Annotated in this window: 11 protein-coding genes; 10 read left to right on the top strand and 1 reads right to left on the bottom strand. The window is 68.3% G+C overall.

Going from position 1 to position 16821, the window contains the following annotated elements:
- Positions 1-176: 176 nt before the first annotated feature.
- On the top strand, positions 177-1400 hold the full coding sequence (locus tag C2L58_RS45030) for a cytochrome P450 (protein WP_158264249.1): 1224 nt from the start codon (positions 177-179) through the stop codon (positions 1398-1400).
- Here C2L58_RS45030 and C2L58_RS45025 read toward each other — a convergent pair.
- A complete protein-coding gene (locus C2L58_RS45025) occupies positions 1354-3702 on the bottom strand; it encodes an ATP-binding protein (RefSeq protein WP_146073803.1) in 2349 nt (782 codons plus the stop codon). The genes C2L58_RS45030 and C2L58_RS45025 overlap by 47 nt on opposite strands.
- 829 nt (positions 3703-4531) lie before the next feature.
- Between C2L58_RS45025 and C2L58_RS45020 the strand changes: the two genes are divergently transcribed.
- The 9 genes from C2L58_RS45020 (at position 4532) to C2L58_RS49015 (ending at position 14582) form a co-directional block, all read left to right on the top strand.
- Positions 4532-6451 (top strand): S53 family peptidase, encoded by a 1920-nt coding sequence (locus tag C2L58_RS45020; protein ID WP_103343743.1) that lies wholly within the window; start codon positions 4532-4534, stop codon positions 6449-6451.
- An 83-nt stretch (positions 6452-6534) separates the two neighbouring features.
- Positions 6535-7404 (top strand): L,D-transpeptidase family protein, encoded by an 870-nt coding sequence (locus tag C2L58_RS45015; protein WP_233226281.1) that lies wholly within the window; start codon positions 6535-6537, stop codon positions 7402-7404.
- 35 nt (positions 7405-7439) lie between these two features.
- Entirely contained in the window at positions 7440-8186 is a 747-nt protein-coding gene (locus tag C2L58_RS45010) for a hypothetical protein (RefSeq protein WP_103343742.1), read from the top strand.
- Between the two features lie 144 nt (positions 8187-8330).
- Positions 8331-9437 (top strand): hypothetical protein, encoded by a 1107-nt coding sequence (locus C2L58_RS45005; RefSeq protein WP_103343741.1) that lies wholly within the window; start codon positions 8331-8333, stop codon positions 9435-9437.
- 22 nt (positions 9438-9459) lie between these two features.
- Complete coding sequence (locus C2L58_RS45000) at positions 9460-9933, top strand: cupin domain-containing protein (protein WP_103343740.1); 474 nt, start codon at positions 9460-9462, stop codon at positions 9931-9933.
- A gap of 108 nt (positions 9934-10041) precedes the next feature.
- The gene (locus tag C2L58_RS44995) at positions 10042-10239 is read left to right on the top strand and encodes a hypothetical protein (RefSeq protein WP_103343739.1); all 198 of its coding nucleotides are present in this window, start codon (positions 10042-10044) and stop codon (positions 10237-10239) included.
- Between the two features lie 2 nt (positions 10240-10241).
- Positions 10242-11339 carry a 3-oxoacyl-[acyl-carrier-protein] synthase III C-terminal domain-containing protein gene (locus C2L58_RS44990; protein ID WP_146073802.1) on the top strand — a complete coding sequence of 366 codons (1098 nt, stop codon included), beginning with the start codon at positions 10242-10244 and terminating at the stop codon, positions 11337-11339.
- A gap of 43 nt (positions 11340-11382) precedes the next feature.
- Complete coding sequence (locus tag C2L58_RS51740; protein WP_441296377.1) at positions 11383-13311, top strand: hypothetical protein; 1929 nt, start codon at positions 11383-11385, stop codon at positions 13309-13311.
- Between the two features lie 1001 nt (positions 13312-14312).
- Entirely contained in the window at positions 14313-14582 is a 270-nt protein-coding gene (locus tag C2L58_RS49015; RefSeq protein ID WP_146073800.1) for a hypothetical protein, read from the top strand.
- Positions 14583-16821: the final 2239 nt, after the last annotated feature.

Genomic DNA, 16821 nt, shown 5'->3' with positions numbered 1-16821 from the left:
GCTGTTCAGGGCGTTGGAGCCATAGTGACGGACACGCTCCGCAACCAACGCCGCTTCATGCCACATTCGGGCCACAAGCCGGCGCTGCGGGGTCCACATTCTTTTCCACATGTCCCGCAGAACCCCCTTGACCTGCGTCATTCACAGCCAGTAGCCAAGTGGGTATGGTTCTGGAAGTGGGGGGCGCTGCGGCGCAGGTGCCGGGAACCGATCCGGCGGATGTGGCGTGGTCGTTCAGTCACCTCGATCCGGCCGTCGCCGAGACCGCCTACGACACGCTGGGGGTGATCCGGCGCGGGTGTCCGGTGGCGCGCAGCGGGGAGCTGGACGGGTTCGTACTGGTCACCGGGTACGCCGAGATCCGGGAGGCCGCACGTGCCTCGGATCGGTTCAGTGCCTGCGTCGACGGGCTGGGTGCGGCCGCGGTGGTCACCGAGATGCGGGATGCCGTCGCGCCGATGTTCGAGACCGACGAGGACCATCACCACCAGTGGCGGCGACTCCTCCAGACATTCTTCACACCGCCCGCCGCGGCCACGCAAGCGCAATACGTGCGGGCAGTGTGCCGGGAAGTACTGCAGGAGCTGATCCCGCACGGCGCTGCGGATCTTGTCGGCGCCTACGCCCGCCAGGTGCCGCCGCTGGTGATCGGGCGGGTGCTCGGACTGGCCGAGCTCGAACGCGCGTGGCTGTCCGAGCACGTCCGTGCCCTCTACAGCGCCGAGACGCTCACCGAGGCCCAGCAGGCAGGCCGGACTTATGTCGACTTCCTGCTCGGGCAGATCCACCAGCGACGCACCCACCCGACCGGCGACCTGCTCTCGGTCATGGTGAATGCGCAGGTGGACGGCCGGAACGCCGACGATGACGAGCTGGTCAAGATGACCATGCTGATGGTCGCGGCCGGACACTTGACCACCGCCGACGCCTGCGCCACCGCGATCTTGCACCTGCTCGACGATCCGGCCCTGCAGCAGCAGGTGTCCGCCGATTCAACTGCGCTGGAGGCGTTCGTGGAGGAGCTGGTCCGCTACGACCCGGCCGTCGCCGCCACCGGACGGACCGTGATGACCGATACCCGGCTCGGTGGCGTACCACTCTCCTGCGGGGACCGGCTGCTGCTGGCGTGGGGCAGTGCCAACCGCGACGAACGTGTCTTCGACGACGGCGACGTCTTCGACATCGACCGCGACCGCGGGGCGCCGCAGCACCTGGGATGGGGTGCCGGTGAGCACCGCTGCCTCGGCCGGCACCTCGCCCGCGTCGAGCTGCGCGTCATGCTCATCGAACTGCTGCGCGCCCTGCCCGGTTTGCGGCTTCAGCCCGGCGCCGCGGTCCGGCGGACCTTAGGGGTCATCCGCGGCGTCGCGAGCCTGCCGGTGCGATGGGAGCACCGGTAGGCGCCGAGCGGGCCCGGTACCACTCGGCGAGCTCCCGACGTCCCGCCACGCCCACCAGGCCATAGATCGTGGTCAGCTCGGTTTCGACCGTGCGTACGGAGAACCGCACGATCGCCGCGATCTGCGGATTCTTCAACCCCCTGGCGACCAGCCGGGTGATCGTCCACTGCCGCTCGGTTAACGTCGGCTCCGGTGGGGAGTCGACCTCGTCGAACGCGAGTGCCACGATCTGCTCGTCGTCCAGCAGGCTGCCCTCGAGGTAGGCCGCCGTCGACTCCACTGGGCCGAGCACCAAAGCGATCTCGGCCTTCGCCCGACCGCGGTGGGACTTGAAGCTGGCCAGGCCGTTGTAGTAGACGCCGTGGCGGGCCTGCAGGCTGTCCGAACCGCCGATCCGCCGCGCCGCGCCGACGTAGTCCCCGTCCTTGGCCAGCTCCCAGGCTTTCCTCTCGACCCACCAGCCGGGCCCCCACAGATCGCCGAGGGCGATCTGCCGCCGCAACGGCTCGGGGTTGTCGGTCACGGGTTCGGAACACGCGGGCAGGCCGCGCGTCCACTCCGCCCATGTCACGGCCCATTCGGCGCCGCGGCGGCGGGCTTCGGATAGGCAGCGTTGCGACATTCGGTCCGCCTCGTCGGCCGGCCCGAGCAAGCCGGCGGTGATGGCGTGGAACAGATCTGCCATGAAAGCGGGACCGTCGGCACCCGCGGCGCGGAAACCGGCGCTGGCGGCCGCCAGCTTCGCGAAACCGCTGCGCTGCCCGAGGGCCAGTGCTTCGTAGGTGCCCTCGACGAACTGGACTGCCGGGGCGTCGTCCTTGCCCGCTTCGCGCGCCAGGCGCGCGCATTCGTCCAGGAGCTCCTTGCCACGGTTTTGTTCGCCGAGCGCGATCCACACCCAGCCGGCCATCGCCAGCGCCGAGATCCGCACATCTGAGGCCACCACAGGGCCTTCGCTCAGCAGCTCCTCGACCTGGCGGCACACCTGGATCTCGGTGGCGAAGAAGAACGGTGCCCGCGTGAGCAGGACATCCACCATGATCGCCAACGCCCGCTCCATCAGGCCGTTGTCGGAGCACCATGCCACCGCTGCGGCGATGTTCCGGGATTCGGCGTTGACCAGGTCCAGCCACCGGACCTCCTCCGGCCCGAACCACCGCTCGGCCGCCTGCCGGACCAGCCTGGCAATCCAGCGGCACAGTCGTTCGCTGATCTCGTCCAGTTCGCCGAAGATGCGCAACCTGCGCCGGCCGTACTCACGCAGGAACGTGTGCTGGCGGTAGCGCCCATCGGCGGAGGCACCTTCGATAATCGAGTGCCGCACCAGATGATCCAAGATCTCCAGGATCTCGCTCTGGTCGATCAACTCATCGGCGCAGATCTGTTCGGAAGCGTCGAGAGTGAACCCCCCGGTGAAAACCGTCAGCCGCGCCCAGACCCGTTGCTGCTGCGGCGAACACAGGTCCCAGGACTCGGTGATCGCGATATCGAGCGCGAGATGATGCGAGGGCACCCCGCGCGCACCGGGACCGTACTTCAGCGACGCGCCGCCTTGCAGGCGATCGAGGACCACTGCCGGCGCTCGCCCCCGGCCAAACTGGGCCGCGATGAGTTCCAACACCAGCGGAATACCTGACGACCAGCGGACCAGGTCGACGATGGCCTGCCAGTCGTCCCGTTCGGTCAGTGGCCGTCCGGCTGCAGCGGCGCGGTCGGCGAGCAGCTCTACCGCGTCACTGTGCTCGGCCGCCGCGCGATCGGCGCCCTCGGCGGGCGTCGCCAAGGGCCCCAGGTGCACCCGATGCTCTCCCTGGACATCCAGGTAGGCGCGGCTGGTGGCGATCACCTGCACCATGACGGTTTCGGTGATGATCCGGTTGACCAGCTCGGCAGCCGCGTCCAGCACTTGCTCGCAGTTGTCCAGCACGATCAGCACGCGCCGGTTGCGGACGTACTCGATCAGAACGTTCACGGGGTCGACGTTCGGCTGATGATGCGAGATACGCAAGGCTGCAATGAGCAAGTTGCAGATTCGCCGCTCGGCATCCGGCATGCCGGCCTGCGCGCCGAGTTCGGCGAGGCGAATGAACACCGATGCGTCGTAGTGCTCATTCATATGCACGAGCAGTTCGCCCGCTAATCGCGTCTTCCCGACGCCGGGTGATCCGGTCAGCGTCACCGCGCGGTCGCCCGCGTTCAGCCGATCGCACACCTCGGCCAGTTCACGGGATCGCCCGAAGAATGTCGTCAGTTGAACACCAGCGGGCGGTTGTCCGGCCGGTCTGCGAATGCGCTTATCCACCGCAATGGATGCGGTAACGCCAGCCGGCGCCGACCGCGGGTTTTGCCCGGCTATCGATGTCCTGCACTGTCCCCTCCTCACGCCAGCGCACCCCGTCCGCCCGATCGGCGGACGGCGCTCACTCGGCTCGTGACACCCTCCGTGGCAGATGTCGTACCACCTGTGGCCTGCGAAGATCGACTGCATAACAAGCAAACACCCGATCGGGTTAATCGTCAACACACTGCCAGCACGGAAGGAACGCCAGACCGTGAACGACCGTTTCACTCATCCGACAGAAACCGGAACACGCCAAGACTGGCGACAGGGTTGCCAGCAGCAAGCATGCACCAGGACACTCTTAACACTACGAACTCATACGACTACTTGCCGCAACGACTCGCAGCGCAGGCGGCATATCCGAAACGGTTTCCCGACAAGACCGCCACAACTGTTTGCACTTTCTTGCGGGGCCGGTTACTGTTCTCCTCAGCAAGGCAGACTAGTGCTCCACCCTGGGGAGGCGTGGAATCCAGCACGGTCCGCCCGACAATAGGGGCATTCTCGTGTTTCCATCCTCCACGTCATGCCGGACGCAGATCGCTCGCGGACCGCCGGCAGCGCAAGCTCAACAGTAGCGCACCTTACGCGTCCGATAGTGTTTCGGACTTCTCGATCAGCGAACTCCACCACCGGCTTCACACGGCCGGTCTTGTGGTCCCTTGACGTCTCCGCTCAGCCCTTCTTCGCGTAACCCTGGCTGCGGCACGAGGCACGCCCTTCAGCACGCCCGTCGATCACCCGACGCAAAGCTGGATGGCTTTCCCTTTTCTTACAAGGAGAAACCTCGATGCACAGCCGTCTTTGGCATGCCCTCGCCGCGACCGCGGCCCTACTCGCCTCCACCGTGGCCACCGCCGTCGCGGCACCCAGCACCCCCGCCGGCGACACCAGCGACCGCGCGCCCATCGCCGGAAACATCCCAGCCTGGGCCACCCCACGCACCGAAGTCGCCCGCACCAACGGAAACACCGTCCGGCACATCCAGGTAGCCCTGGCACTGCGCGACCAGGCCGGCGCCGAACGCCTCGCCGCCCAGCTGGCGACGCCGGGCAGCGCCGAGTACGGAAAGTTCCTTTCCTCGCACCAGTTCCTCGACCAATTCGCCGCCACGCAGGACACCGTCGACCAGGTGTCGCACTGGATGGCCACGCAGGGCCTCCACGTGACCGGGGTCAGCGCCAACCGCCACTTCGTCGACGCCGAAGGCCCAACCACCGCGCTGGAGTCGGCGTTCGGGACGAGGATCGCCGCCTTCCGGACCCGGATCGACGGCGCCACCCGCACCCTCACGGCCCCGGCATCGCCGGTCACCGTGCCGATCTCGCTGCGCGCGTCGATCACTGCCGTGCTCGGCCTGGACGACAGCGCCGCGCTCCTCAAACCCCAGCACACCCGACCAGCCGCGACTGCGGCGGAGCAGCACTGCGCGCGCTGGTGGGGCGAGCAGAACAACACCGACGTCCCGCAGAAGTACCCGGCCGGGTCCCAGTCCAACGCCCTATGCGGCTACACCGGCACCCAGGTGCGCGCGATGTACAAGCTGAGCAACGGGAACACCGGCGCGGGCACGACCATCGGTGTCGTCGGCGCCTACAACTCCGACACCGTCGTGGCCGACACCAACCAGGCCGCCGCCCAGCTCGGCGTCCCGCCGCTGACCGACGGCCAGTACAGCGCGCTTCTGCCCCAAGGCGGGTTCACCGACGCGACCGAGTGCGGCGCCGAGGGCTGGAACGCCGAGCAGACCCTGGATGTGCAGGCTTCCCACACCATCGCCCCGAGCGCGAAGATCCGTTACTACGCGGGGAAAACTTGCAAGGGCACCGGGATCTACGAGGCGTTCAACCAAGCCGTCACCGACAACGCCGTGGACGTGATCAGCAACAGCTACGGCAATGCCGACGGCGAGAACAGCTTGCCGCAGGCGGCACGGGATCAGTTCAACTCGATGGCGCTGCAGGCCGCGATCCAGGGCCAGACCATCACCGTGTCCACCGGCGACGCCGGCAACAACTCCGGCCCCGTCGGCCACCCGACCGCCAGCTTCCCGTCGTCAAGCCCTTGGGTCGTGGCGGTCGGCGGCACCAGCGTCGGCCTGGACCAGAACAATCAGCCCACGGTGCTGACCGGGTGGGAGAACAGCGGCAACACCCAATCCGGCACCGCCTGGTCGTCACAGCGGGACGCGGACGGGCCGTTCGCCTCCGGCGCCGGCGGCGGCACCTCCGCGCTCTACGACGCGCCGGACTGGCAGGCCGGCGTCGTCCCCGGCAGCGGTGGCAAGCGGGCGGTGCCGGACATCGCGGCGCTGGCCGACTCCTACACCGGGATGCTGGTCGGACAGACCATCAAGGGCCAGTTCGGCATCGGCTCCTACGGCGGCACCTCGCTCGCCTCGCCGCTGATCGCCGGGCTCGTCGTCGACGCCCAACAGGCCCGCGCCGGCAACGCCCGGGTCGGGCTGCTGACACCGGTCCTCTACAGCTTGAAGGGCTCTGGCGCGATCGCGGACGTCGTGCCGCAGAAGGCCGGGGTGTGGACGCCGATGATGCACGCTTTCGGCGGCGTCGCCGTCCCCGGCGGGCAGGGCAGCTACCTGATCGACTTCGACGCCCGCCCGCAGAACCTGCAGAGCGCCCCGGGCTGGGACAACGTCACCGGCCTCGGCACCCCCGCCAACGGGTTCATCGGCGCGCTTTCCCAGTGACCACAACTTCTTTTCGCGGCAGGCCCGCTTGAGTGCGGGCGGGCCTGCCGCGGCCTCCATCGACCTTGAGGAAGGACTGTTCCATGTCCGAGATGCCGCAGCCGGCGCCGAACAGGTGGTGGGTGCTCGCGCTCTGGCTGGCCGGGATCGCGCTGGTCGGCGCCGTGGGTGTACTGCTCGCGCCATCGCGGCCCGCGCCCGACGCCGCGAACGTTGCCGATCAGGCGGAGCTGGGAGTCGAGCTGCACGCCCCAGTTGTGGCGGCCCGCACGGTCCCGAACCTTGCCGAGCTGCCGGAAGCCAGCACCTTCAGCACCGTGCCGGCCGCTCCGCAGGACGTGACAGCTGAGGAGGCACCGGACGGGCAGCTCGTGCACCCGACCGAGCCGGTGCCGGTGTTCGACCGGCCCGGCGGGCCGGCCATCGCCGTCCTGCCGACCACGCAGCTCGGGTCCGACACGTGGGTGCCGGTGATCGCCGAGGAACCGGGCTGGGTGCAGGTGCTGCTGCCGTCGCGGCCCAACGGCTCCACCGGATGGCTGTCCACCCAGGACAACACGCTCACCGTCCGGTCGACGACCGACCGGATCGTCATCGACCGGGCCGCGTTCCGACTCACGCTCTACCGCGATCACCAGCAGATCGGCAGCTGGAGCGTCGGCGTCGGCACGCCGGCTGCGCCGACCCCGGCCGGGCGGACGTTCGTGCTGGCCTCGATGACCGACGCGAAACAGAGATTCAGCCCGGTGATCTTCCCGCTCGGGATCCACTCGGCAACGTTCTCCACCTACGGCGGCGGGCCCGGCACCACCGGCATCCACGGCTGGCCCACCACCGACGTGTTCGGCCGCCCCTCCAGCGACGGATGCATCCGCGTCCCCACCGACGCCCTCGCCACCCTCACCAATCCCGCCGACCCGGTGCCCATCGGCACCCCGGTCCTCATCCGCTAACCGAAACCGCACCGACACTTCTGGAGAGACCAGCCATGAACACCACTCGCAACGCCCTCGCGGCCGCCGGAGCCGGCGCGCTCCTCATCGGCACCCTCAGCACGTTCGCGTCCAGCTGCACCCCCGCGACTGCCGCGCCGCCCGCCCTCGCGGCGGCCGCGACGATGTCGACAGCGACGGGGATCTCCGTCTCCGGCGGAGAGCACCTCTCGGCCAGTCCGAGCGTGTCCAGCAGCGGCGCGATCAAGTCCGCCGGCGGGTCGGTGTCCACGCCGAGTGGCGCGGTCGTGGCCAGCGGCATCAGCCTGGAGGCTGGCGCCGGATTCGCCGAAGCCCGCGTCACGTCGGTGCGGGTCGGCGGAACCACCGTCGGTCCGTTCACCGCGACCTGCCGCAACGGCGCCATCACCACGAGCGCACCCAAGAGCGGCAGCGGCAACCTGAAGGTCTCACCCGGCGGGCACGGCATCGCCGGGGTCATCACCGTCACCACCAGCACCGCACCCACCCGCACGAAGGAGTCCGGGGCACCGAACAAGCCGACCTCAGGCACGGCGATCACGGTGACGGTGGCGACGGTCAGCTGCGGCGCCGGCACCCCTCCGCCGCCGACGGGCAACCCGCCCAGCGGCACGCGTCCCGCGCCGACGCACAAGCCCGGCGCCCCCGGGACCTCTCGGCCGGGTGTGCCGGGCCAGCGGCACCAGCAGGGCGACAACCCGGGTGACCGGACCGCACCCAAGCCGCAGCCCAAGCCCGGCCACGTCGCCGTCACCGGCTGACCACCACCAAGCCGCGCGGGCCCGCAGACCCCAATCCCTCCGTCGCGGGCCCGCGCACCCCTTCCGTTCTCAAGTCCCCGCCGGGCGGCCTCCCCGCGCCCGCACAACTCAACCAATCCCACTCGCCCACCAGGGGAGATTCCCATGTCCACGCTCGTTTTCAGCCACCCCATCAACGACCAGCTCGACGCCGTGTCTTCCGAGAACGTCCGGGCCGTGCACTTCGTCGGCTCGCTGCCCGCCGCCCTGACCGGCGACCACCGCCAGATGATGCAGTGGTTCCTCGACCACACCCCCGACACGACATTGACCGGGCTGCCGTGCGACCCGGACCCGCGGTGGATCATCGACTGGCTCGACGGCCTGGCCACCGTCGACGCGCTCGAACCCGTCCGGACCGGCCACTCCGCCGACTACGACGACATGCCGACCTACCGCCTCAAGCACGGACGCTGGCTGGAATCCGACGATCTGTCCCTCGGCCGCGCCATACACACCGACGCCGTCATGGCCGCCCGCGCCCAGCTGCACGACGACCGCGACTTCCCACCGCACCAGGTGTCGATCCCGAACCCCTACGACTTGTCGTTGTTCACCTTCGGCAGCCCCGCCGCCGCGGTCACGCACCTGCCGGTGTTCCGCCAGGCCGTGCTCGACGACGTCCACACCATCCACCGCCAGCACGGCAGCCAAGTCGTCTTCCAGCTCGAGACCCCCGCCGTCCTCGCCACGCTGGACCGCACCCCGCGCGCGCTGTGGCCCGCAGCGGTGCGGGCGCTGGCCAAGCAGGTCGCCCGGGTCTTCGCCGACGGCCCCCGCGAGGCAACGTGGCGCATCCACCTCTGCCACGGCGACCTCGGTCACCAGCCACTGTTCGCTCTGACCGACCTCGTGCCTGCCGTGCAGTTCCTCAACGCCTTGCACAAGCAGCTTCAGCGGCTGCGGCTCCCGATGCCGGCCGCGCACATCCCGATGTGCACCGGCACCCACGCGCCCCCGACGGATCCGCGGTTCTACCGAGCGCTGCGGCACCTGCGCCGCGACATTGACGTCATCGCCGGCCTCGTCGACGAAACCCACCCCAAGGACTCCCGTAGCGCGCTCGCGCTGGTCGAGGCCGAGCTGGACCGGCCCGTGCTCGCGGTCGCCGCCGCCTGCGGCCACGGCCGCCGGCTCGTTCCCGACGCGGTCGCCAACGCCGCGCTCGCCTGCGAACTCGCCCACCACACCACCGACACCCCGGTCCGCTGAATCCACCGAGAGGAATGCCGAGATGGACACCACGACCACGCCGACGCCGTCCGCCGCCGGCCAGCTTGCCGACGAAGGCGAGACGCTCACCCCGATCCTCCGCACCGGGATCGTGCCCACCCGCGCACTCTCCGGTGGCCGGATGCACCTGCCGGGCGCCACCACCCTGGCCCCGCAACGCCACGACACAACCGAAACTGCGGTCGCGATCATCAGCGGCCACGTCGCCGTCCTCTCCGGCAACACCATGCAACCGTTCCACCCGCAGGCCGGGGACATCATCTACATCCCGCCGACGCTGCCGTATGCGGTGGTCAACCTGAGCAACAACGCCTCCGTCCTCGCTCTGGTCTTCCGCACCGACCCCGGCTTCGACACCGACATCCACCGCATGCCCGAACTCGACCCTGTCGCCCGCGACCAGATCCCCGACCTGCGCCGCGCCCACCACAAGGCTCTGCTCACCCGGCGCAGCGGCCGCGCCCGCCGAGCCTGAACGCGCTCTCGCCCTCCGTCCAACGCCACGCCACCGTCGATCAGTCCTGTTCGGCACTCTCCCCGTCACCTGGCGTGCCACACCGACCGGCTCGATCAGGAAGACGTCATGCGCACCTGGATCTCCGACACCACCCGCGACCTACTCGACGACCCGCCACCCGGCGGACCGCTCACGCTCGACGAGATCGCCGCCTGCGCCGGAATCAAGCCCGATCATCTCCGGGCCTATTACCGCTCGGTAGACGCCATCATTACCGCCCACACCGACACCTCGACACGCCCGAGCCAGATGGGGCGGTGCTGACGATGCACTGGCAAAACCTTCACCTCCGCGGCGTCGGCGCCGCGCTCGGCGAGATCGTCGCCGTCGACGACCTCGAGTCCAGCCGCACGCTGCGTGACGCCACTAGCCAGCGCGCCATATCGATCGCCCGCGAGAGCACCGGCATGGATCTCGCCGTCCGCGCCGGCCGCAACGCCCTCGCCAGCATGGCCATGACCACCACCGGCCCACTGCCCGCCCCCGACCTGCACTTCCACGCCGCAATCTGGCGCGGCAGCCGCGGCATCGACTTCTGGTCCCGCGCCGCCTACGTCCGCTCCCGCCTCGGCCTCCCCGCCGGCCGCGGCATCGCCACCGAGCTCAACGCCATGAGCAACAGCCTCGTCGGCGGCATCGACATCTCCGCCCGCGTCCTCGCCGGCAGCCCCGACCTCGACACCGTCCTGCTCACCGGCGGTGAAACCTTCGGCCCACCCGCCTTCGACCACCTCACCGCCGACCACGGCATCGCCTACGGAGACGGCGGCTCCGCCCTCATCCTCGGCCGCCACCCCGGCCTCGCCCGCATCGTCGCCACCAGCTCCTACACCGACCCCACCCTCGAACAACTCCACCGCGGTAACCACCGGTTCCTCCCCGCCGGCACCACCGAGCTCGGTATCGAACGGATCCGCGAGCGGAAGCGCGAGTACACCGATGTCGTCGGCGCCGCGTCGGTCGCCCGCCGCAACCACGACGGCGTTCGCGCCGTCATCGACGAAGCGCTGCACGACGCGAACCTCGACCTCGGCCAGCTGCGCTGGGTGTTGCTGCCGCACTACGGACGGCACCTGCTCGACACGCACTGCCTCCAACCGTTGGGCATCAGCGCCGACCGCACCCTCTGCCGCGCCGGCGACCAGTGGGGCCACATCGGACCCAACGACCAGATCATCGGCCTCACCCACCTGCTCACCCGCGGCGCCGTGGCTCCCGGCGACCACGTCGCGCTCCTCGGCATCGGCATCGGCATGACCTGGACCGTCGCCATCCTCCGCATCGACGCCGTGGCACCCACCCTCGGTGCACTTGCCCCGCCCCTGCGCTGGCACTGGCAGGCACCAGCCGACGTGCCCAGCTGACCTCACTTCCTGGCCTCGCCACGCCGAGCTCCCGAGGACTCCCATGTCAGACACCTACCTGCCGTCACGCCTCGACCAGGCACTCTTCGGCGCGCCGTTCATCGTCATCGACGCCGACAACAACGCCCACACGATCGCCTACCGCCTCGACGACGCCGTTGAGACCCTCAACACCGACGGTGCCGCGCGAGCGATCGTCGGCACGCTCGAGCCAGCCTTCCTCGCCATCGACATTGATCCCGGAGACACCGACGCAGGCGACGACGCAGGCGAGGCTGTCGCCGAACAACTGCTCCTGTGGGCCGACCGCTACGGCCTGCCCTGGCTCCGCCGCGCCTCCGGCCGCCCCGGCCACACCCACCTGGTCATCAAGACGCCGCCTAGCCTGCGCGAAGAACTACTGCGCACCGTCCGCACGATCGCCACCCGGCAAACCGTCTCCGCCACCGTCCGCTCAACCCTCCGCCTCACCTCCTCACCCCACCGGCACGCGCTGCCCAGCCCCGTCATGAGCTGCACGCTGACTACAACCGACATACCCGCGCCCGTCACGTCCGGGGCACCACGCGCTACACGACCCGCGCGCCGGCGAGAGAGTTCAAAGCGCAGCAGGTCCGAAGACGAATACGGCCACGCCCTCGCGCTGGCGCGCGCCGGTTACACCACGGCGCAAGCCTGGGCCTTCGCCAACCTCACCGGCACCAAAGCCCGCGAGATCGGCAAGAAAGCCTGGCGGCGATGGTTCTGGGCCCCCGCCACGACCATCGCCGCCGCCGAAGGCGGCCTCACCGAGCAGCAGGCATGGCACCTCTTTCGCCAGGCATCCCCGACGCAGGCCGCTCACGTCGGCAGAGACACCTGGCGCCGCATCCGCTGGTTACCCGCACTTCGCGAGGCTGCCGAAAGTAGGCCGCGACGACGACGCCTTGGAACACCTCGGGCCGGCGATCGCCAGAACGAACCGTCACCTCGTCAGCTACGACACGTCCGCGCCGTGCTTCACGCCGCCGTGGACAAGCACTTGGCGCGCGGAACCAGCGCGGCGGTGCGCACTGGGACGATCATCGGCGTACGGATCAGTAGCTTGCGCGCAGTTCTCGATGCGTTCGCGCACGCCGTCCTCGCGACACGGGGCTCCATCTCGATTCGCCACTGGGCCGAGCGCGCCGGTCTCGACCCGAAGACCGTCCGCCGAGCACGAGACGCCGCACTCAAATTGGGAATCCTTAAACGGGTACACCGCTACACCGGAGGAGAAACGGATTGTGACGCGTTCGTCATGAGGGAAGACGCAGCTGCCGCTCCTGACAGAGAATTAACTTCCCCCACTCTGTACACCCCCACCCACGGCCAGGCTGACACTCTCAGGCTGCGAACCCAGCATCAGCGCGACAGGAACCAATTCGCGCTTAACCGCAACCTGAGGGTTACGACCCCTGAAATCGGCTACCAGCACCCTAAAGAAGAGCCTTCACTTGCCGACAGAATCGACGCCGCTCATCACCGACAGCGTGAACTCACTGGTGTCGACCGCCCTCATTTCCGAGACTGCGACTTCTTCCATAACGTCGATTGCCTTCGCGGGTATCGAGATACGCCCTCGCGTTCGAATCGCCGGGAAAGCCCCTTCATCTATAGCGCGGTAGATGGTCATGGCAGAAACGCCCAGCAGCGTTGCCGCCTGGCCAACAGTCAGGAAACGCGGTGCGCTCGCAGTAGAATCGGACATCACAAACCTCCGGTGCTTCATGGCAAAGGGGAGGCTGGTGACGACGGCCCAGGTGACCGCCCGACATCGACACCACTAGCTTCAGCATCCGCCAGAAACATCAACTCGTCAACTGGCCCGACGACCGCGGCGAATCGACACGTCTCGCTCGCCCACCAGGCCACGAGTAAATTCTGCACAGAAGTCACGGACAATCGGGCGGGCTTGATGCTCGGCGCGAGCCGCAACATGACATCCTCTTGAGTAGTTGCCCGAGGGTGGCCGGTGCACACCACACTCCGGGCGGGGCGCCTCTTGACAGGCGCCGAGACCCTGGAAGGTAGCTCTCGACAGCCCTGCGTTTCCGCAGCTGACGTCGCCGGAGTATCAGGGAACCGGTGGACGCTGTGCGCCGCAGCCTCGACCGGACACGAAACCCCGCCGAGCGGATGCTCCCGGGTTCTGGCCGTTCATGATCCAGTCGGCCGGAGAGCCCTGACCCCACGCGGCGCCGGACGACAAGGACGCGTAACCGCATCGATGCAGCCAGTATCAAGGTATGGATCCTCCCGCCAGAGGCTCTGCCCCTCTGCTGGACCCAAGACGCTCGGGCGAACCCGACGAAGACGCCGATCCGGCAGCGTAACGCGATACCGAAGAGCACGATCCCATTCTGCTCGTTGGGCGTGGAAGTCGGGGACGAAGAAGGCCTCGGTTCGCGTGATGCTCGCCGAGGCCTTCTAACGGATGGGCGCCGCGCGACCGGCGTGCCATCGGGGGTCCTGTGCTCCGAGCTGGTCATCTTGCCCAGGACTGGTGCCGGAATGGGAATCGACCGACTCACTACAGGCTAGCGCCGCTCGGGAGTCTTTCACCTCCCGCACGTCCCCTTTGAGCCACGTTGCGGAACAGCGCCGGCCAGTTCGACCGTCCAAACACCTGCTGACCAGCGGAAACCGCGACAATACTGTCGAACATGCACGGCGATGAGTGTCCAAATCGAAGGGCAGTTTGGACGCCCCTTCGACGGGTTGGACGACGTGGTGGGCGCGAATCTCGCGAGAACGCGGGTAGATCGCGCACCCGCCAGGCCGATGGTGACACACTTTTGGGGTCCCTCGGTGCGGTGCTTGCCCGAGCGGAGCGCCTGGAACCTGCGAACCGCGAACTCGCGTCCGGGCGAGAGACCCGAAGTCTCCGAGCTGGTCATCCGCTGGCGGCCCGGTTGCACCGACCGAGCCGCCGTCCTCTCCGAGAGGTACGTCATGCCCCAAAAGAAGGTGCCGCCGTGCGCGCTCGTCGCCGGCGACGCTCCCACCTCGCCCAGGCCGAGCACGATCGTGATCATCGCGCTGATCTTCGGATTCGAGGCCTACCTCGTCTCCAGCGGCGTTGGCGTCTGCACCTCGGTAGCGCTCACCGCTGCTGGGATTCTTGCGCCGAGCATCGCGACGGCGAAGCCCGGCAGTTTGACCGGGGTAATCAGGTCACTCACCGCGGCGCTGACCGCTCTGTCTGGAGCGGTGACCCGGTGACAGCACCCGCTCAGCACTCGGCCTCCTCCGCCGCGGAAGTCGAGAAACGCCGCGCCCGCAGAGACCTGCTCACCCGCGGGGACGGAGGGAAGCGCCCGACCGAGCTGATCGACCGCGTTCTTGAGGAGCGCCGCCGTCGATCATCGCACGAAACAGCGCTCGACGACGCTCTGAGGAAGGGGGAAGTCTGGCTACGCGGGGGGCTTCAGCACAACGGCAAGAGCATCCCTCGTCAAGCCGCCGCCCTGGCCGGAAGCGATTCGCCCCGGTTCTCCTCCTCAGAGCGGGGTCGTTCTCGACGGTGAAGAGCTCGACATCAAGACGGTCGTCGAATTCCGACAGCTGCTGCGGCTGGTGCTGGACCGGTCGCAGCTAACGTGTGGGCAGATCGCGACGAAGACCTCAATCGGCCGGTCATCGGCATACAACCTTGTCGACGTCAACCGCGCCGGCTTGCCGACGAAGTCCCTGCAAGTCGAGGAGTTCCTGTGTGCGTGCGGGCTGCAACTTCGCCAGGTGGCCACGATCATGCGCATCTGGGCGGTTCTTGACGCCATGCGGCCGAGGCCGACCGGCAGACAAACCAACGCGTCGCCTGCTCCTGCCGCCTCGTCGGCGCCGCTTACGCGGCTTAGTCAGCGTGAGATCGTCCGCGAGGCCGCGACGGTGCGCGGATCGCGAACGCGCGGTCGCCATCGGGGACATCGGCCGTGAGCTCGTGCGGCTCCGGACGCTTCTGCCGATCTTCTTCGGCGTCGCCGTGCTCACCGGATGGCGGTTCCTATCGATGCTCCTGATTGGCGACCACACCTGGACTGTGCTGCGCGTGTCCGCGACTTGGTGGTTCCTCTCCGGCCTCGCGCTGGTTATGGCCGCGCAGGTAGTCAACTGGCAGTTGCGCCAGTCGGCACGGTCACGACCGGTGGACACGGTCGCGACTGGTGGACAAGCTCGGTCCGCTGCACAACCGCATGACCGGGATGCGGAGGTCCGCACAAGCCGTCGCAACTAGGGCGGCCGCCTCAGCTCGGCGGCGGGTGGGGGCGTCCTGCCGCCGAGCAGGTGCAGCCTGAGCTGCTGATCTCAGTGACGTTCACCTTGCGCGGTTACGCCGCGCGGCTCACCGCGGTGATGCAGGCCGCATCGCCGCGGCGGCCGAGTCGGCGGGTATGGAGCCGCCGTCGGCGCCGACCGGGCCGCATGTCACGACGCCTGGCACACCCAGATCGGCGACTGAACCCGGCGGCCCCGCTCACTTCCTGGGCGGGGCCGTTTGGTCGTCCGTCAAGTACGCTCCCCGCGGAGGCGAAAGGAAGGCGAAAGATGACCTGGCTAGGCTGGGATTGGGGAAACGTCCCATCGTGGTTCTCCGCGGCATCGTTCTCCGTAGCAGCCGGCGCCTTCTTGCGCGACAGGAGTATCAGAAGGCGGCAACAAGTCGACCAAGTTAGCGCATGGGGCGCGGGCTTTTCTTCCCACGACGAAGAAGATGACCCCCTCTTCCGCGGCTACTATGTCATCGCCAACATCCAGGTCAAGAACTCAGGACCTCTAGCCGTTCACGTGTCCAACATTTCCTACCAAATCTCAGCTTACTGGGCAGATCACGACGAAGGCGCATTGTTAGGCACATACAAAACTGACCCTGTTGTCATTGAGGGCCAAGCTGACGGGACCACGGTTCCACCTGGCGCCACTCTTCGCGCGTACGACATGAAGACTCACGACATCCTGAGAAGTCGCCCCGCCCCCGGAGCAGTAGTCGGCATGGGGGTACCGGGTACAGCAATCTTAGTTACGCAGTACATGGTGATTGACAGTCACGGAGTCGGGTGGCTCGTACGCCCCACCAGCGGTAGACCGCCAAAGCGGTTGCGTCGCTATCGACGTCGGAAGTGACTCAAGTGCTCGTGCTAGCGCTTGTCGAACGCGGAAGAGCACGCGCGGGGCACCGATGCCCCGGACGAGCGGACCGCCTCTCGTCAGGGGCGTCCCCCAGGGCGGCGGACCGTGGCTAGGCATGGCCGACGCGATAGGTCGGGGGATGACCTACCGGTCGTACGTCTGACGCCACTAAGGTCCACAACGGGCTCTGGCGCCCGGAACTGATCATGTACTGGCACCGACACGCCCTTCCAACCTGTGCTGTACGACACACTTGAGGCCTCGTCGCGTGACCCATTTCGTGACCCGAAACCGTGCTCAACCGTGTGACTTGTGGGGTCACGAAAGACAACCG

It is taken from the genome of Amycolatopsis sp. CA-126428, assembly GCF_002904335.1.
GTDB lineage: Bacteria > Actinomycetota > Actinomycetes > Mycobacteriales > Pseudonocardiaceae > Amycolatopsis.
This window is presented reverse-complemented; position numbering and strand designations above follow the sequence as displayed.

What these genes read in the sequence shown, in the direction of transcription:
- C2L58_RS45000 (WP_103343740.1), top strand. Translation starts at nt 9,460, where the DNA reads ATGGACACCACGACCACGCCGACGCCGTCCGCCGCCGGCCAGCTTGCC.
- C2L58_RS49015 (WP_146073800.1), top strand. Translation starts at nt 14,313, where the DNA reads ATGCCCCAAAAGAAGGTGCCGCCGTGCGCGCTCGTCGCCGGCGACGCT.
- C2L58_RS45020 (WP_103343743.1), top strand. Translation starts at nt 4,532, where the DNA reads ATGCACAGCCGTCTTTGGCATGCCCTCGCCGCGACCGCGGCCCTACTC.
- C2L58_RS44990 (WP_146073802.1), top strand. Translation starts at nt 10,242, where the DNA reads ATGCACTGGCAAAACCTTCACCTCCGCGGCGTCGGCGCCGCGCTCGGC.
- C2L58_RS45010 (WP_103343742.1), top strand. Translation starts at nt 7,440, where the DNA reads ATGAACACCACTCGCAACGCCCTCGCGGCCGCCGGAGCCGGCGCGCTC.
- C2L58_RS45015 (WP_233226281.1), top strand. Translation starts at nt 6,535, where the DNA reads ATGTCCGAGATGCCGCAGCCGGCGCCGAACAGGTGGTGGGTGCTCGCG.
- C2L58_RS51740 (WP_441296377.1), top strand. Translation starts at nt 11,383, where the DNA reads ATGTCAGACACCTACCTGCCGTCACGCCTCGACCAGGCACTCTTCGGC.
- C2L58_RS45005 (WP_103343741.1), top strand. Translation starts at nt 8,331, where the DNA reads ATGTCCACGCTCGTTTTCAGCCACCCCATCAACGACCAGCTCGACGCC.
- C2L58_RS44995 (WP_103343739.1), top strand. Translation starts at nt 10,042, where the DNA reads ATGCGCACCTGGATCTCCGACACCACCCGCGACCTACTCGACGACCCG.